At 69.3% G+C, this 17,412-nt stretch carries 14 protein-coding genes and 1 tRNA gene; 4 read left to right on the forward strand and 11 right to left on the reverse strand.

Features of this window, described 5'->3' with window-relative positions; translation table 11 throughout:
- The coding region (acs, locus tag NS184_RS10045) for an acetate--CoA ligase (protein WP_058725980.1) at positions 1 to 1,937 on the forward strand (1,937 nt) is incomplete at its 5' end.
- Positions 1,938 to 2,014: 77 nt separating this feature from the next.
- Here acs and NS184_RS10050 read toward each other — a convergent pair.
- Together NS184_RS10050 and NS184_RS18335 are read right to left on the reverse strand one after the other, a co-directional pair.
- The gene (locus NS184_RS10050; protein WP_058725981.1) at positions 2,015 to 2,476 is read right to left on the reverse strand and encodes a RidA family protein; all 462 of its coding nucleotides are present in this window, start codon (positions 2,474 to 2,476) and stop codon (positions 2,015 to 2,017) included.
- Positions 2,473 to 2,631, reverse strand: a complete 159-nt coding sequence (locus tag NS184_RS18335; RefSeq protein WP_193750444.1) for a hypothetical protein — start codon at positions 2,629 to 2,631, stop codon at positions 2,473 to 2,475. The genes NS184_RS10050 and NS184_RS18335 overlap by 4 nt, the downstream gene beginning before the upstream one ends.
- Positions 2,632 to 2,681: 50 nt before the next feature.
- Here NS184_RS18335 and NS184_RS10055 point away from each other — a divergent pair, with 50 nt between their 5' ends.
- From NS184_RS10055 to NS184_RS10065, 3 genes are all read left to right on the forward strand, one after another.
- A complete protein-coding gene (locus NS184_RS10055; protein WP_058725982.1) occupies positions 2,682 to 5,240 on the forward strand; it encodes a transglycosylase domain-containing protein in 2,559 nt (852 codons plus the stop codon).
- The gene (locus NS184_RS10060) at positions 5,237 to 6,196 is read left to right on the forward strand and encodes a metallophosphoesterase (RefSeq protein WP_058725983.1); all 960 of its coding nucleotides are present in this window, start codon (positions 5,237 to 5,239) and stop codon (positions 6,194 to 6,196) included. Before NS184_RS10055 ends, NS184_RS10060 begins: the two co-directional genes overlap by 4 nt.
- Positions 6,197 to 6,296: 100 nt before the next feature.
- Positions 6,297 to 6,370, forward strand: a tRNA-Pro gene (locus NS184_RS10065).
- 46 nt (positions 6,371 to 6,416) lie between these two features.
- Here the strand turns inward: NS184_RS10065 and NS184_RS10070 are convergent.
- From NS184_RS10070 to NS184_RS10110, 9 genes are all read right to left on the reverse strand, one after another.
- Positions 6,417 to 6,710: a hypothetical protein gene (locus NS184_RS10070; protein WP_058725984.1), complete on the reverse strand. Its 294-nt coding sequence runs from the start codon at positions 6,708 to 6,710 to the stop codon at positions 6,417 to 6,419.
- A gap of 226 nt (positions 6,711 to 6,936) precedes the next feature.
- Positions 6,937 to 10,806 (reverse strand): GDSL-type esterase/lipase family protein, encoded by a 3,870-nt coding sequence (locus NS184_RS10075; RefSeq protein ID WP_058725985.1) that lies wholly within the window; start codon positions 10,804 to 10,806, stop codon positions 6,937 to 6,939.
- Between the two features lie 152 nt (positions 10,807 to 10,958).
- Positions 10,959 to 11,408 carry a hypothetical protein gene (locus NS184_RS10080; RefSeq protein ID WP_058725986.1) on the reverse strand — a complete coding sequence of 150 codons (450 nt, stop codon included), beginning with the start codon at positions 11,406 to 11,408 and terminating at the stop codon, positions 10,959 to 10,961.
- A complete protein-coding gene (locus NS184_RS10085) occupies positions 11,405 to 11,962 on the reverse strand; it encodes a hypothetical protein (RefSeq protein ID WP_152998169.1) in 558 nt (185 codons plus the stop codon). Before NS184_RS10085 ends, NS184_RS10080 begins: the two co-directional genes overlap by 4 nt.
- A gap of 512 nt (positions 11,963 to 12,474) precedes the next feature.
- Entirely contained in the window at positions 12,475 to 13,515 is a 1,041-nt protein-coding gene (locus NS184_RS10090) for an LLM class flavin-dependent oxidoreductase (protein WP_058725988.1), read from the reverse strand.
- A gap of 121 nt (positions 13,516 to 13,636) precedes the next feature.
- Entirely contained in the window at positions 13,637 to 14,263 is a 627-nt protein-coding gene (locus tag NS184_RS10095; protein WP_058725989.1) for a thymidine kinase, read from the reverse strand.
- A complete protein-coding gene (locus NS184_RS10100; RefSeq protein WP_242863021.1) occupies positions 14,263 to 14,964 on the reverse strand; it encodes a response regulator transcription factor in 702 nt (233 codons plus the stop codon). Before NS184_RS10100 ends, NS184_RS10095 begins: the two co-directional genes overlap by 1 nt.
- The gene (locus tag NS184_RS10105; protein WP_058725990.1) at positions 14,951 to 16,087 is read right to left on the reverse strand and encodes a hypothetical protein; all 1,137 of its coding nucleotides are present in this window, start codon (positions 16,085 to 16,087) and stop codon (positions 14,951 to 14,953) included. The genes NS184_RS10100 and NS184_RS10105 overlap by 14 nt, the downstream gene beginning before the upstream one ends.
- A complete protein-coding gene (locus NS184_RS10110) occupies positions 16,084 to 17,328 on the reverse strand; it encodes a sensor histidine kinase (protein WP_058725991.1) in 1,245 nt (414 codons plus the stop codon). The genes NS184_RS10105 and NS184_RS10110 overlap by 4 nt, the downstream gene beginning before the upstream one ends.
- Positions 17,329 to 17,412: the final 84 nt, after the last annotated feature.

Raw genomic sequence — 17,412 nt, forward strand, 5'->3', positions numbered from 1 at the left:
ACGCCGCACCCCGCCACGAGGACGGCCCCACGTTCCCCCCGTCGCCGGAGTTCGTCGCCGACGCCGTCGCCCACGAGGACCTGCACGACGCCGCGGCCGCCGACCGCGAGGGTTTCTGGGCCGAGCAGGCTCGCACGCTCCTCGACTGGCGGACGCCGTTCACGCAGACGCTCGACTGGTCCGGCGCCCCGTTCGCGAAGTGGTTCGCCGACGGGGAACTCAACGTCGCCGAGAACTGCCTCGACCGGCACGTCCGGGCGGGCGACGGCGACCGGGTCGCGATCCACTTCGAGGGCGCCCCGGGCGACACGCGGCGGATCACCTACGCCGAGCTCACCGCCGACGTGCAGCGTGCCGCGAACATGCTCACCGACCTCGGCGTCGGCCAGGGCGACCGCGTCGTGGTCTACCTGCCGCTCATCCCCGAGGCCGTCGTGACGATGCTCGCCGTCGCCCGCATCGGCGCGATCCACTCGGTCGTGTTCGGCGGGTTCAGCGCCGAGAGCCTCCGCGCCCGCATCGAGGACGCCGAGGCGAAGCTCGTCGTCACGGCCGACGGCGGCTGGCGCCGCGGAGCGGTCTCGGCGTTGAAGCCGGCGGTCGACGAGGCCCTCGAGGGCGAGGGCACCGACAGCGTCGAGCACGTCCTGGTCGTCAAGCGTGGCGGCAACGAGATCGCCTGGAACGACCGCGACCTCTGGTGGCACGACGAGTTCGCGAAGGCCGCCCCCGAGCACGAAGCGCAGGCGTTCCCCGCCGAGACACCGCTCTTCATCCTCTACACGTCGGGCACGACCGGGAAGCCGAAGGGCATCGTCCACACGTCCGGCGGGTACCTGACGCAGGCGACGTACACGCACCGGAACGTCTTCGACATGCACCCGGAGAAGGACGTCTACTGGTGCACGGCCGACATCGGCTGGATCACCGGGCACTCCTACGTCGTCTACGGCCCGCTCGCGAACGGCGTCACCCAGGTGCTCTACGAGGGCACCCCCGACGAGCCGAAGCCCGGCCGCTGGTGGGACCTCGTCGACTCGTACGGCGTGACCGTCCTGTACACGGCGCCCACGGCGGTCCGCGCGGCGATGAAGGCCGGCCGGCAGATCCCCGAGGCACGCAGCCTCGAGACCCTGCGCCTGCTCGGCAGCGTCGGCGAGCCGATCAACCCCGAGGCGTGGCAGTGGTACCGACAGGTCATCGGCCACGACCGCACGCCGATCGTCGACACGTGGTGGCAGACCGAGACCGGCGCGATCATGATCTCCGCGCTGCCGGGCGTCACCAAGCTCAAGCCCGGTGCCGCGCAGACACCGCTGCCCGGGATCACCGCCGAGATCGTCGACGAGGACGGGCACCGCGTCGACCCCGGCGAGGGCGGCTACCTCACCATCGCCGACCCCTGGCCGTCGATGGCACGCGGCATCTGGAACGACCCCGACCGCTTCGTCGAGACCTACTGGTCGCGGTTCCCGGGCCGCTACTTCGCCGGTGACGGCGCACGGCTCGACGGGCAGGGCGACATCTGGGTGCAGGGGCGCGTCGACGACGTCATGAACGTCTCCGGCCACCGCCTGTCGACGGCCGAGATCGAATCAGCACTCGTCGGCCACGAGGGCGTCGCAGAGGCCGCCGTCGTCGGTGCGGCGGACGAGACGACCGGTCAGGCGGTCGTCGCGTTCGTGATCCTCACGGCGGAGGCCGCCGACGGCGTCGACCGCGAGGCCACGGCGAAGGAGCTCCGGGACTGGGTGGGCAAGCGCATCGGCGCGATCGCGAAGCCCCGACAGGTCGTGATCGTCCCGGAGCTGCCGAAGACGCGCTCCGGCAAGATCATGCGGCGGCTCCTGCGCGACGCGGCCGAGGGCCGCCGCATCGGCGACACGACGACGCTGGCCGACCCGACGATCATGGCGACCATCGCGGAACTCATGTAGCAGGAACGACGCGAGCCGTGCCTCCAGGTCGACTGCCTGGAGGCACGGCTCGCGTGACGTGCGCTGCTGACCGTCCGTCAGTCGGTCAGCTCCACGACCAACTCGACCTCGACCGGTGCGTCCAGCGGGAGGACCGCGACACCCACCGCGCTGCGCGCGTGGACACCGGCGTCACCGAAGACCTCGCCCACCAACGTGGAGGCGCCGTTCGCGACGGCCGGCTGGCCCGTGAACGACGGGTCGGACGCCACGAACACGGTGACCTTGACGACCCGCGCGACGCGGTCGAGCGAGCCGGCGACCGACTGCACGGCAGCGAGGGCGTTGAGCGCCGCGGTGCGGGCCTCGGCGGTGGCCGTCTCCGGGTCGACACCGCCTCCGACCTTCCCCGTGACGGACAGCGCGCCGTCGACGAAGGGCAGCTGCCCCGCGGTGTGGACGTACCGACCGGTGACGACCGCGGGCACGTAGGCGGCGACCGGCGCCGCGACCGCGGGGACGGTCAGACCGAGCTCGGCGAGCCGCTCCGCGACGCTCACGCGTCGGCCTTCGGGCGCTTCATGTACGCGACGAGTCCGCCCTCCGGGCCGGTCACGACCTGGACGAGCTCCCAGCCCTGGTCGCCGAAGTTGTTGAGGATGGCCGTCGTGGTGTGGATCATCAGCGGCGTGGTGAAGTATTCCCAGCGGGTCATGCGGTTCCTTGCCAGCCTTTCAGTCGGCGGTGTCGTTTAGGCTGCATCCTATGTCTGCCCAGAAGACGTCTGCCTCGCGGACCAAACCTGTCTCCGCAGTCGGTGCCTTCGTCGGGTTCGTCGGCTTCAGCGTGCTCGCCGGACTCCTCGTGACGATCGGCGTGACCCCCGCGATCGCGGTGGCGGGCGTGACCACGACCTCGACGATCGGCGTCTTCGAGTCGCTCCCGGAGTACATCGAGATCGGTGACCTCCCGCAGCGCAACGAGCTCTACGCGTACCAGGGCGGCAAGAGCGTCCACTTCGCGACGGTGTACGACCAGAACCGTCAGGAACTCAAGTACGACCAGATCAGCGACAACCTGAAGAACGCCGCCATCGACGGTGAGGACAAGCGCTTCTTCGAGCACGGCGGCGTCGACATGACCTCGCTCGTGCGTGCGGGTGTGGGCAGCCTCGCCGGCGGGCTCGGCGAGTCGGGCGGTGGCTCGACGCTCACGATGCAGCTCGTCCGCAACATCAAGATGCAGCAGGCGCTCGAGCTCCCCACCGAGAAGGAGCGTCTCAAGGCCTACAACGAGGCCACCGAGACGACCATCCCCCGCAAGCTCGAGGAGATGAAGCTCGCGATCGGCCTGGCGAAGAAGTACTCCAAGAAGGAGATCCTCACCGGGTACCTCAACATCGCCTACTTCGGCGACCAGACCTACGGCGTGCAGGCCGCCGCGCAGCACTACTTCAACAAGTCGGCGACCGACCTCACCCCGGCCGAGGCCGCGTCGATCCTCGCGATCGTGCAGTCGCCGAACACCCGCAACCTCTCGACGTCGAAGAACTACGAGGCGAACAAGGCCCGTCGCGACGTCATCCTCAAGTCGATGTACGCCCAGAAGCACATCGACAAGGAAGCCTTCGACAAGGCGATCGCGTCGACCCCGAAGGACTACGTTCGGCTCACCCAGCCCACGCAGGGCTGCCGCGCCTCGGTCGGCGACGGATCGCAGTTCTTCTGCGACTACGCCGTCAAGGTCGTCAAGGGCATGTCGCAGCTCGGCGGGACGCAGAAGGAGCGCGACACCGCCTGGCGCAACGGCGGCTACAAGATCCAGACGACGCTGAACATCGACCTCAACGCCCAGCAGAAGCAGATCCTCAACACGTACGACAACAAGGCCGAGACGCAGATCGCGCTCGGCGCGACGCTCGACTCGGTCGAGGTCGGTACGGGTCGCATCCTGACGATGGCCCAGAACAAGGACTTCGACGAGGCCCTCAAGTCGGCGCCGACGTCGACGTCGCTGAACTACGCGGTGGACGAGAAGTACGGCAGCTCGAAGGGCTTCCAGACCGGTTCGACGTTCAAGGCGTTCACGCTGCTCGACTGGATCAAGGCCGGGCACGGTCTCAACGAGACCGTCAACGGCACCGCGCGCGTCGTCTCCCCGTGGACGATCTGCGGTCAGCAGGACTACACGCAGTTCGACGTGTCGAACGACTCCCCCGGTGAGAACGGCAACTACAGCGTGATCGGCGCGACCGCTGGCTCCATCAACGGTGCGTTCGCGTCGATGGCGCAGAAGCTCGACCTCTGCGACATCAAGACCATGGCCGAGAACTTCGGCGTGCACCGCGCCGACGGCACCGAGCTCCGCAAGAACCCGTCCTTCATCCTCGGGACGAACGAAGTCGCTCCGCTCACCATGGCGGCCGCCTACGCCGGCATCGCGAACAACGGCACGTTCTGTGCCCCGGTCGCGATCGACCAGGTCACGAACGCCGAGGGCAAGAAGCTCGGCGGCCAGGCGAAGGACTGCTCGCAGGCGGTTGACCCCGTCATCGCGCAGACCGCGATCTACGCCATGAAGCAGACGATCACCAGCGGTACGGCCCGCGGTGCTCAGACCTACGACGGCACGCAGATGTTCGCCAAGACGGGTACGACCGACTACGCCGAGCAGATCTGGCTGGTCGGTGCCTCCACGAAGGTCGCGACGGCCTACTGGCAGGGCAACACTGACGGCCGGAAGCTCAACCTCCGGCACTACAGCAACGGCGTGAACGGAACCTACGCGGGCGTCCGCGCCGACGTCTGGCGGCAGGCGCAGACCCCGGTGAACGCCGCCTACCCGGGTGGGACCTTCACGGACCCGTCCTCGACGGCGATCCGCGGCAACAGCGTCCAGCTGCCGAACCTCGCCGGCAAGTCCGCCGACGAAGCACGATCGACGCTCTCCGCCGCCGGGTTCACGTACGTCGACGGCGGGACGCAACCGGGTGCGGGCGACGCGGGCCAGGTGTCGAAGACGTCGCCGGCCGCTGGCTCGTTCCTCTCGCGGGGCGCGAGCGTGACGGTCTACACGAGCGATGGTTCGCAGGCCTCGGTGCCGAACGTGGCGGGCAAGGACGTCGGCAGCGCCCGCTCGCAGCTCGAGTCGGCGGGGTTGACCAACGTCTCGGTCTCCGACCAGTACGAGAAGGGCGGCGGCTCCAAGGAGTGCAAGGTCGCCTCGACCGACCCCGCGGCTGACTCCGTCGTGGGCAAGGACTCCGGTGTGACCGTGAAGCTGTACGGCACGAAGGACGGCAAGGCGCCGAAGGACTGCAAGTGACGCGCGGCCGCGCCGCGCTCCGGATCCTCGCAGCGGGCGCGGCCGTCGGCGGCGCCGCCGTTGCGTGGGGCTCGCTCGTCGAACGGCGGCGGTTCGGGATCCGGTGGGAGACCGTCCCCGTCCTCGCGCCGGGGTCCCGCGACATCGTGGTCCTGCACCTGTCGGACATCCACATGGCCCCGTGGCAGGCGGACAAGCAGCAGTGGCTGCGGGACCTCAGTCTCGTCGAGCCCGACTTCGTGGTGAACACCGGCGACAACCTCGGGCACGCCACGGCGAACTCCGCCGTCGAGTACGCGCTCGAGCCGTTCCGAGGCGTCCCGGGGGCGTTCGCCTACGGTTCGAACGACTTCTACGGTCCGACGCCACGCAACCCCTTGAAGTACTTCGGCGGACCGAGCACGCACGGCGGCGGCGGTGCTCGTCCGGTCGAGCTCGACATCGATCGGCAGACGGCGTTCTTCGAGTCACTGGGGTGGCTCGACGTGAACGACAAGGCGCATGCGATCGAACTCCGCGGTTCGCGGCTCGAGCTGTTCGGCACGTCCGACGCCCACCGCGACTGGGACCGACTCGACCTGCTGCCGACGAACGTCGACGAGATGCGCAGCGACGTCCCGTGGTCCGAGGACGAGGACGGCCCCGCGCCGGTCTCCATCGCGATCACCCACGCGCCGTACCGACGCGTGCTCGACGCCTTCGTCACGCAGGGCGCGGACGTGATCTTCGCCGGGCACACGCACGGTGGGCAGGTCCAGGTGCCGGGGGTCGGTGCACTCGTCACGAACTGCGACCTCCCCCGCCGCTACGTCAGCGGGCTGAACAAGTGGGAGCACCGGAACCACTGGTCGTGGCTCGAGGTCTCCGCCGGGCTCGGCACGTCGATCTACGCTCCGGTCCGGTTCTCGTGCCGTCCCGAGGCCGTCGTCGTCACGCTCACGGCGCGCACCGACTGACCGGGAGTCCGACGCGCCCGGGCGTCCCGGAGATGGTCGTGAGCACCCTCGATCATCCGGTAGACTTCTGGGGTTGCTCCGGTTCGGAGCGATCACACCGCGGGGTGTGGCGCAGCTTGGTAGCGCGCCTCGTTCGGGACGAGGAGGTCGCAGGTTCAAATCCTGTCACCCCGACAGCAAGGCCCCGGTCCACAGGACCGGGGCCTTTCTCGCTGAACTCTCAGATCATGGCGAGGCTCGCAGAGATGTCTTCTCCGTCATCCAGGTAACCCAAGAAGACCGGGCACTCGGTCGGCTCGAGTGTGCTGCTCCCGTCTCCAGGCGTGAGTCGGGCGCGAACACAACCGTGCACCGCAGCCGCCTGGTTGAAGGGCGGTGCGGACGCCATCGCTCCCGCGTACAGATCGACGGACACCGTTTCACCATCGGTGACCTTGAGCACCGCGACGTGGATCGGTGAGGTGGCCGCCGAGAAGCGATCTTCGTCCCATCCGCGGACGTCCGTGATGGACACGTCGTGCGATGGCAGTGCCTCTACTGCTGAGCGGAGCTGCGAGGAGGAATGAGCGCCCTCCGCCGCTTCCCGGAGAAGCGCGACAGCCACGCGCAGGTTGCCCTGCGCTGTGGTTGTCGCATCCCGCCGCGCTCCGGTCTCACCCGAAGTGCAACCGGTCACCGTCAAGGCCAGCGCTGCTCCGAGCGCGATCACCGTCGCGGGAGACCGCGGGCGACGAATCGACTCAGTAGACACCGTCAAGCGTTCCCTGCATCACTCCCGCGTAAAGGCTCGTTCCGGCGTTGTTCGGATGGAAGCTCGACTGCGCGACCCCCAGGGCGAAGTCCGGCCCCGGGACGCTGAACGACACCATGGGTGTGTCCCCGTTGGTCCGCGACCCGTAGTTGATCGGCGTGTACGGCATGAGCCCGTTCACCGCTGGGTTCGATGCACAGATGTTCCGGCCCTCGAAGGCCTTCTTCGGATCCGCGAAGAGGACGCGCGCGCCGGGCTGATCCTTCGCGACGACGGCGTTCTCGATCGTCTTGTTCAGGTCGACGGCGAGCTGGTCGAGCCAGCCCTGATCGTTCTGCCGGATGCTCACGCAACTGACTCCGTTCGAGAAGATCGGCGGGTACCCGAGGAAGAGGATCGTCGCCTTCGGTGCATCCTGGCGGATCTTGTCGATCACGGAACCGACGTTGCCACCGAGTTTGCTGAGCTTGTCGTACGCGCCGGGCTGCGCGGTCCCGATGCAGCTCTGCTGAGCAAGTCCCATGAGGACGCAGTTCTGGATGACCGGCGCGAACCCGATGTCGTTGCCGCCGATGCTCAGCGTCACCAGGGTGGTGTTCTCGTCGAGATAGCCCTGCTGGAGCTGTGGCGGCTCGGACTGCTTCTTCTGCAGCAGGTTCTCGGTCGTGGCTCCGGAACAGGAGATCTGGTGGAAGTCGAGCGTCGGATCGAGCGAGTCGGCGCGAGAACCGATCGATGCGAGCTGTCGAACGGCAGCCTTGCGAACCCAAGCGTTCGGCGATCGGTGACAGGCATTCTTGAAGCGAGGAACGGTCCCGTTGTTGTCGGTCACGGGGTAGTACCCGCTGACCTCCTGTGTCGACGCTCCCGGGGACCCTTCCCCTGACGAGTAGGAGTCGCCGATCGAGACGATGAAGTCCTTCGGCTTGGCCGTGAGCGGTTGGATGGCCACGGCGTCCCAAGCGATGTCCTCCGCGGCATCGACGTCGTCGCCGTCTCCGGTGACGTTCGACAACGAGACCCTCGGCACTCCGTTGAAGTTGAACACCCCGATGGACTTCCACGAGTTCCCGAAGTTCCGCTGCGGGAGGACCCGATCGTGCGTCTTCACGCCGTCGTCGACCTTGTACCTGGCGTCCTGCGCCCAAGCCGCGTGGTCGGGCGTGTGGACGAACACTCGGCCCCACTGGTTCAAGCTCTTGTTCAGCGTCCACGTGCCCGTGATCTGAGACGCCGGCCCCTCGCCGTTCTGCCACGTGTGCGAGAACGAGAATCGTCCGTTGAAGCCCGATCCGAGCTGATGCAGGTCGATCTTGGACGGGTAGCTCCCAGACGCCGATCGCCGCCCGAAGTCGAAGGCGAACGTGCCGCTCGAGGTGACGGGTGCGCAACCGGACCGGGCGGGGGCACTCGTGACGGTCCCGGATGACGTCGTCATCGGCAGATCGTCGATGACGAGCGAACCGCTCGGCAGTCCGGAGGTCGAGCAGTTCGGCGGGAAGCTCGTCCCGTTCGCCTGCTCGGCCATGTAGTCGGCCGCCGGCGAGAAGCGCGTGAACTCGTTCCCGCAGGTGGTGTCGCAGTCCTTCTTCCAGGTCACGTTCCCGTGCCACCAGCACTCCGAGTCCGCACGGGTGCAGACGGCGGTCGTCTTCGGGTCACATTCGTTGTTGCTCATGGAGCAGAATGCCGTCGTCGGCGGCTTGACCGCCGTCCGGTTCTTCGGCCCGGACGTCGAGTCGCCGTTCCACCAAGCGGTGCGGAACGCAGCCACGTACGTCGGTTCGGCGTCCACGGTTTGGTTCTCGACCAGCGTCAGAGCGTTCGCCGCGAAGCCGAGCACCTTTTCCGGGTACGGCCAGTTCTGCGGCTTCGCAGCGTCTGCCGGTCGCCCGTCGAGGAAGGATCCGCGCCCGGGTGGGTAGATCGGGTTCGCCGGGTTGTTGAACCAGCCGAGACCGTACCGCCCGCTGCCGTTCGGCTGATGGTACCCGGTGTTGTACGCCCAGGTCGCGGCGTACCAGTTCTCGATCTTGCTCGGGTCACCGTTGTTGATGGTGCTCCCTGCTGCGCGGGTCTCGTTCCACTTGTCCGTGAGCATCTGAGCAGCGCGAGCGATGTTCGCGGTGTAGTCGAGCGCAATCGCCTGCTGTTGTGCCACAGGGAGGGCCGTTTCCCCCGGGCGCTCACGTCCGGCGAGTCGCATGCCGTCGGTGATCTGCCCGACGCCGTACCCGCAGTCCGCGTTCGCGAACGAGACCTTCCAGAACTCCGAGCTGCTCACCGATGCGGAGAGATCGTTCCCGTAGTAGTTCCCGATGAGCGGGTTGCCCGTCTCTCCGGGTGAGGTGTACCGAGAGGCCTGCCAGAGGTTCGACTCCTGCGCCAGGACTCCGAGGAGCACCTGCGACGGGATCGACCCGCCCCCAGACAACGCCTTCTTCGGGAACATCGTCCCCGGCGCGTACGCGGCCATGCCGCTCGAGTTCCAGTTGGCGGGACGTTTGATCGTCAGCTGACCGGCGACGATGCGGTTCACCGCCCACTCGACCTGTCGAGGCTTGGGCTGCAACACCTGCTTGCTCGGATCGTTCCGCGGCACCGCGCACGTCCGTTCTTCCTCTGCGGGAAGCGACGGCGACGACGCGCTCGTGCTCAGGGTGCGGCGCTCTACCTGCGGAGCAGGTGCAGCCTCCCCGAGCGGCAGTCCTGGTGCTTCGGCGTCGACGACGGTTCCGAGTTCGACCGACTTCGATGTGGGGATGCTCACGGACTGCACCGTCACGGGCGTGTCCGCTCCCGTTGCGGCGTTGCCCGGACTCACGGCACGAACACCGGAGGTGGCAAGACGCCCCTGTGACGAGACGACGGCGTCGCGGGCGACTCGTGCTCGGTGGATGTCCGTCGGAGCGGTTTTCGCGAGCGTCGACGCAGTACCGGTCACCCACGTCCGACCTGCACTGTCAGCCGTGATCCCGAGGTCGTCCACGCCTCCCGTGGCGACCTTGCGCGCTGAATCGGAGACCTTTCCGCTCGTCAGCGATGCGGAGCGGACCGAGGCACGAGTGTCGGCGTGCTCGGCCCAGGACATCCGGCCCTTGGTCACGGTCAGGTCGTACGCGGTACCCGTCGTCGACGCGATTCGGGAGCGCTTGCCGTCAGCCGTGATCCGGACGAGTTCGCCTGGGGCAGCAGCCGCGGCGACGCCGCTGGCGAGCGGAACGACGCTGGTCAACTCGCCCTTGAGCCGTACGGTCCAGTCGACATCGCCCGTCGAGGGCTCGAAGGCACCGATGGACGTCGTGCCGCCGTCATACCGGACGAGCGTCGCGCTGTCACCCGCACCGCAGCCGGGGTTCGCGTACGAGAGGGAGTACCCCCGCCCGAGGCTTCGGACCTCGCCGTCAGCGGTGTCCACCACGGCTGCCCACGCCCCCTCGCTGAAGAGCTGCTCGTCGTTGGTGAGGCCACGCGGACCGTACACGACGACGACGTGTGCGCCGTCTCCCGTGATGCAGCCGTTCCCAATCCACTGATCAGTCTCGATCCCCGGAACGGAGAGCCGAGCGAGCGTCTTCCATGCGTACCCGTCGGCCGCAGCGCCGCGGAGGACCGAGAAACCGCCAGCATCGCCCGCGAAGGTGGTCGCGACATCGCCCGATCGCGCCCAGCCCGCGCCGAGCACGGTATCTCGACTGCCCTCCGGTACCGCGTCACCCCGCATCGGCATCTCCACAGGTGGGAGGCTCTTGTCGGGGTCGACCGGCGTGGGAGCGGCGGCCTGCGCGACCGTCGCGGTCCCGAGGACTGCGGCGATCGCGACGGCTGCGACCAGACCGGAGCGGACACGTCTGAGCACGGGATTCTTCTCTCTGCGGCACAGGACCGCGTTGACGAACGTCGCCGTCAAGGCGACTGAGCGCGCCCGGGGATGCCGGACCATCGCGTGGAAGGGAACGGGGCCGCTTCGTCGCTCCGAAGCGCGACGAGGCGACCCCGTGTCTGGTCAGATCACGGAGTCCATCGGACGTTGTACGTGAACGATGCTGACCAGGACTTGCCCGCTGCGCAGCCGGATGAGCCACAGGCCCCGTTGGACGAGGCGTTGATGTAGAACGTCCCCGCAGCGACCCAGTAGTTGCCGTTGTCGGACTTGATGGCGACGGTCTGGTTCTGGCTGGCGGTGCCTCGGGCGTAGGTCTTGCCCGACGAGTTCCGCAGGGCGATCGAGAGCGAGCCACCGCACGGCCCGACGTTCGTCGCCTTGAACGACACCGCGTTCTGCGCCTGCGAGTTCGTGCGGGCAGTCCCGTACGCGACGGCGGTGCCGCACGACGGCACCGTGCCGCTGAGCGTCGTCGTCGTCGCCTGCGCTGGCGTCGCGGTCACGAGCATGCCGAGGGCCCCTGCCATCGCAGCCAGCGTCACGAGCGCGGATCGCTTGCCGATCTTGTTCTTCATGAATGTCCCTTTTCTTCGAAGACGAGCCGTCCACAGTCGAGTTCGTACTCGATGTCGAGACGGCTCTCGCCCGCGGCCTCCGCCGCGGCACGCATCCTGGCGTCGTAGTCGGAGAAATTGGCGTCGCCCTTGACGCCGTCCATCTCGTACCATCGATCCACCATCGATTCAGCCCGTTCCGTCGCAGCGACTCGCTCGGCGGGAACGGCATCTCGCGCCGACGCGATCCAGGCGCAGCGCCACCACCGCGCGGCGATCTGCTTGGGCAGCGCCGGCACGAACGCCTCGGGGGTCTGCGGGTCGTCCGGGTCGAAGAAGGCAGGCGGCTGAGCCGGGAAGACGAATCCTTCGGGCAGGGGCTCGTGGATCGCGGCCGTGGCATGCCGCCAAGCCCCCGGGACTTGGTCCAGCGAGAGGAGCGGCGCAGACGAGGAAGAGCTCTCGGTCCTCGCAGCAGCGTCGTCGTGCGCATCGAGAGCCGAGACCGCAGACGTGCCGACGGCACCGACGAGCGCTGCTCCGATGACGGTGATGGCGATGGTCGACTTCCTCAACGGGCCCCCTCCGGGCATGACGAAGGGATCCGCGACGCGGCTGCTCCCCCAAGACCTTGTATTCGGCTGTTAGCAAGCTAGCAAACCGCGAAGCATTGGCACAGTAGGTAGTTGAGCGGACCTGTGAGTCCCCCGATTTTGTACCCCATTTGTCCGGTCAAGAGGTCCTAGGCCGGCTTGCGGCGGCGCACAGCATGGCGCTGACGACCTCCATGGTCGCGACGGGCTGCAGGGCCGAGGCGAATCCTCGGTGCCTACACGGAGGACATCGAGTCGACAAAGCCGTTCACGTCGACGACGATCCTCTCCGACATCACAGCTGGTTCGACGGCGACTCGGTGAACCTCGTCGGGTGTGCCCGCGTCACTGCACGCCCCGGCGGAGCGATCACGGCGAGCGGGACGGACTGCGGTCGTGCAGTGGACGAGGCGTTCACGTCCCCTTGGAAGCAGGTCCGACTCCACCCGTGAACTATGCCGCTGCGCTCCCTCGAGCGCAGCGGCACCAAAAGGTCAGGCGACCGCTGCGCCCGCCCGCACGAGCCGCCCCTCGCCGTGCAACCGTGCGACGACGTCGAGCGCCTGGTGCCGGTACCGCGCCTGCGCGGCCCCCGGCGCCACGATCACGCCGTCCGCGCCGGTGGACTCGACGAGCGCGTTGATCTTCGCCGCGACCTCGTCCGCGTTGCCGTACGCTTGCCGAGCCGTGCGGGCCTCGATGAACCGACGCTCGAGGTCGGAGAACTCGTACGCCCGGGCCTCCTCCATCGACACCGGCTCGGGCTTCGCGCCCTGGCGCATCCGGATGAACGAGATCATCCCCGGCGCGGACTGCTCGGCGATCACCGCCGGGTCCTCGTCGGTGACGACCTGGACGCCGATGAGCGCGTTCGGCTCAGACCGGAAGCGCGAGGGGCGGAAGGAGTCACGGTAGAGCGCGAGCGCCGCCTCGGTGTTGTCCGAAGCGAAGTGGTGGGCGAAGGCGAACGAGACACCGAGCGCTCCGGCGACCTGGGCGCTGTAGCCCGACGAGCCGAGCAGCCAGAACTCGGGGACGTCCCCGTACCCGGGCACGGCGCGGATGCGCGACAGCGGGTTCGAAGCGTCCATCCCGGTGAAGAAGCCGATGAGGTCCGCGAGCTGCTGCGGGAAGTCGTCCACATCGAGCCGGTCGGTTCGGCGCAGCGCCATGGCCGTCGCCCCGTCGGTGCCGGGTGCGCGCCCGATGCCGAGGTCGACGCGGTCGCCGTAGAGCGCCCGGAGCGTGCCGAACTGCTCAGCGACCACGAGCGGGGCGTGGTTCGGCAGCATCACTCCCCCGGAGCCGATGCGGATCGTCGACGTCGCGGCACCCACCGCGCTCAGCAGCACCGCGGGCGCCGAGGACGTGATGCCCGGCATCCCGTGGTGCTCAGCGACCCAGATGCGCTCGTAGCCGAGCCGCTCCGCGTGCACCGCCATGTCGATCGACCCCTGCAGGGCGTCGGTGTTGGACTGGCCGTACTCGCGGGTGGCCAGATCGAGGACGGACAGGTGCACGGATGCGTCGCTCATGTGGGCACCAACACGGCCCGGCCCACCTGCATTCCGGACCACCCGACGGCCGGGAGGCACGTGGCGGCGCCGAACCGCGCCTCCCGGCCGTCAGATGGCGACCAGCCGCCGGCGGCGACCGTCAGTCGCCGTCGAGGTGCCCGCCGGACTCCGTGAGGTAGCAGTTGGCGCAGAGGGACTCGTAGGTGACGTCCTCGCCGTCGATGGCGACCTGCGACCCGTCGAAGACGAACCGGCCGTCGATCAGCCGCGCGTTGAACACCGCCTTGCGACCGCAGCGACAGATCGTCTTGAGCTCCTCCAGCGAGTGCGCGATCTCCAGGAGGCGTGCGCTGCCGGGGAACGCCTCGGTCCGGAAGTCGGTACGGATGCCGTAGGCGAGGACCGGGATGCCGTCGAGGACCGCGATGCGGAGGAGGTCGTCGACCTGCTTCGGCGTCAGGAACTGCGCCTCGTCGACCAGCACGCAACTGACGGGCCGGACCATGCCGTCGAGCCGTCCGGACTCCGGGTCGGCCGACCCTGCGGCGGACACGGCCGCGCGCACGTCGTCAGCCGGGGCGAACACGACATCGACCGCGCGGGTGACGCCGAGGCGGGAGACGATCTCGTGGTCACCCTTGGTGTCCACCGCCGGCTTGGCGAGCAGGACCCGCTGACCGCGCTCCTCGTAGTTGTACGCCGCCTGCAGCAGCCCGGTGCTCTTGCCGCTGTTCATCGCGCCGTAGCGGAAGTAGAGCTTCGCCACTACGCGAGGAACCCGTCCTCCGCCGCGCGACGGATGAGGTCGGACTTCTTCGACGCCGGACGGCCGACCTTGCTGTACTTCTCGCGCACGCGGCGGAGGTACGTCTTCGCGGTCTCGTACTGCACGTTCATCTGCGCGGCGACCTCGTTCGTGGAGTAGCCGGACACGTACAGGCGCAGCGCCTCTTCCTCGCCGTGGCTGAGCTTCGGACGCTGGTGCGCGTTCGCCCCGGTCGGCAGCGGCCGCCAGTCGCGCTGCGGCGGGGTCTCGCGGGCGACGCCCATGATCTCCCGGGCGACGTCCATGACCTCGCGCATGGGCAGCGACTTCGACAGGAAGGCTGCGGCGCCGGCGGCGAGGGCGCGGTCGCGGGACTCACGGCTGTCGACGCTGGAGAGGACGATGACCTTCGCCCCGGCGGCACGGCAGGTGCGGACGCGGGCCTCGATGGACACCGGCTCCTTGAGCTGGAAGTCGAGGAACACGAGGTCGGTCGGGAAACTGTCGCTGTGGACCATCTCGAGCCAGGTGTGTGCTGTGAGGGCCAGGTCGAAGTCGAAGGCGTTGACGGCGATCCAGCTCGACAGGGAGTCGAGCAGCACCTCGTGGTCGTCGAGGATGGCCAACCGCACCCGGCGGGTGCCCGGGGTCGGGAGGACGGGACCGCCCTCCGAGAGCCGGTTCGGGTCAGTGCTGGTCATACGAGAACCTTAGTGCGAGGGCGGAGGGTCGGACCGCGACGTCGAGGTCGGGGAACGTGACGCGGAGGACGGCGAGGTAGGGGTCGAACGTGCGGTGGATCCCGATGTCCGAGTCCGCGACGACGACGTCGACGGCGACCTCGACCCGGTTCCCCGGTGCGTGACGGGCGCGGACGGCGAGGCCTGCCGGATCGACCGCGGCGGCGCGGAGCGTGGCACGGAGGAACGTCCGGACGACCGTCCGCTGGTCGACGTCGAGCGTCGCGAGCAGCCCGTCGGGGTCGTCGAGGACGGACCGCTCGCCGCCCTCGGTTCGCATCGCGTACTCGAACCACGTCCGGTCGGCGTCGGCGACCATCCCTCGGCGCAGGCCGTCGGCGATGGCACGGGCACGAGCTCGGTCGACGTCGGTGATCACGTCTCGGGTGCGGAGTTCGGCGAAGAACGGTGCGACCTCGTCGGCGAGCACGGTCGACCGGTCCTGCTGCACGCTCGCCGCGATGCCGTCCTGCTCGGCACGTTCGACGGAGTAGGACCCGGCGCGGATCTGCACCCGTTCGGCGAGGCCGGAGAACGTCGACGCGAACACCGCGGACGCTCCGGTCAGCACGAGGGTCGGCGCCGCGGCCAGGAACGCCGCGACCGCCACCGGTACCTGGTGCGGGAACACGGCGGCTCCCACCCCCCAGGTGACGCCGTTCACGGCGGCGAGCAGGAACCCGCCGACCGCGAGGTCCGTCCACGGCCGGTACGGCGCGGCCATCACGATGCCGGTCGCCGTGAGGAGGCACATGAAGTCGTTGAGGGCGTTCCGGTCCGGCCCCCACTGCGCCGCCACACTGGTCACCGAGGCCGCCGCGAGGAGCGCCACGTGCGCGATGTACGCGACCCGGGTGAACGGAGCCCGGAACGGGCTGGACGCCGCGATCACCACGGTCGCCGAGGCCGCGACCAGCAGCACCGTGAGCGCGCTCAGTCCAGGGCTCCCGACGACGTCGCGGTCGAACAGGGACACCAGCAGGGCCCACAGGGTCCCCGCGGCGCCGATCACGACGGCGAACGGCCGCGATCCCATGGCGCCGAGCGGGTCGTACTGCTGGGCGGTCCGGCGCGTGGCCGTCACCGTGCCCGCTCCGGGTCGTCCTCGGCCGGGCGCGTGGGCACCACGCCGAGGTCCGCCGGCTCAGCCACGGGGACCGTCATCATGATGCTCGTCCCTGCTCCCGGCGAGGACCACACCTGCACGGAGCCGCCGACCCGCTCGATGCGCTGCCGGACCGAGCCGCGGAGCCCCATCCGGTCCGAGCCCGTCGCCGACTCGTCGAAGCCGCGGCCGTCGTCCACGACCATCACTGTGGTCGAGGCGCCGTCGTCGAACACGCTGACCTCGGCGGCGTCCACACCGGCGTGCTTCCGCACGTTCGCGAGGCACTGCCCCACCGCTCGCACGAGGGCGTCGAGGGTGCGGTCGTCGAGGCGTTCCAGCGAGGTCTGCTCGCCCGTCATCGCGATCGCGAGGCCGCGGTCGCGCTCGTCCTCCAGCAGCTGCTCGAACACACGCACCGGGGCACCGGGAGCGTCGGCCGCCGCCCCCTCGTCGAGGCCCGGCGTGGCGAGCCACTCCCGCCCGGTGAGCACCGCGATGTCCGTGTCCACCGTCCGGGCGAGCTGCCGGTCCATCGGGCCGTCCGGGGCGATCGCGATGGCGCCCAGGTGGTTCAGGACGGTGTCGTGCAGGATCGCCGCCGCCTCGGCCTCGACGCCGGCACGGTACGCGGAGACGTGCTCCTCACGCGCGGACCGCAGGAGTTCGGGCTGGACGCGGGTGGACCGTGCGGTGGCGCGGCTGGTGAACAGCACGAGTGCGACCACGAACGCGAGCGTCACCCACGCGAGGACGAGCGGGTGCGGGGTGCCGCCGGTCTGCACGAGCGCGACGAGGGCGGCGCCGCGTCCGACGAGGAAGCCGCCGACCGACCAGAGCACGACCCGTCCGGGCACCGCCCCGGCCCCGCCCACGAGGACGAGCGGGATCACCGCGAGGGACAGCAGGTAGGACGCCACCCAGGGCACCTCGACCTCGCGTTGCACGACCGTCGCGAACCACCAGACGCACACGCCGCCGACGACGAGGAACGCCACGGCCGAGCGCCACGTGCCGAACTGCACGTGGACGCCGATCATCCCGAGCATCGGCACGAGCGCGAGCACGCCTCCGGTCACGCGTGCCCCCGGGTCGCTCGCACCGAGCAGCAGGAGCGCGATCGCCGCCGCGGCGATCGACCCCACGGCGGCCGCGTGGAAGGCGCGCACGGTCGACCAGGCATTCACGCGCGGCGCGAGGTGCGTGGGGATGCCGAGCACGGGTGGGTCGTCCTTCCGGGTAGGTCTCGCCGCCGTCCGTGTACCCCGAAACGAGGCGTGGACAGCGACCCGCCCGATGATACC

The sequence above is a fragment of the Curtobacterium luteum genome, from assembly GCF_001475545.1.
Lineage (GTDB): Bacteria > Actinomycetota > Actinomycetes > Actinomycetales > Microbacteriaceae > Curtobacterium > Curtobacterium luteum_A.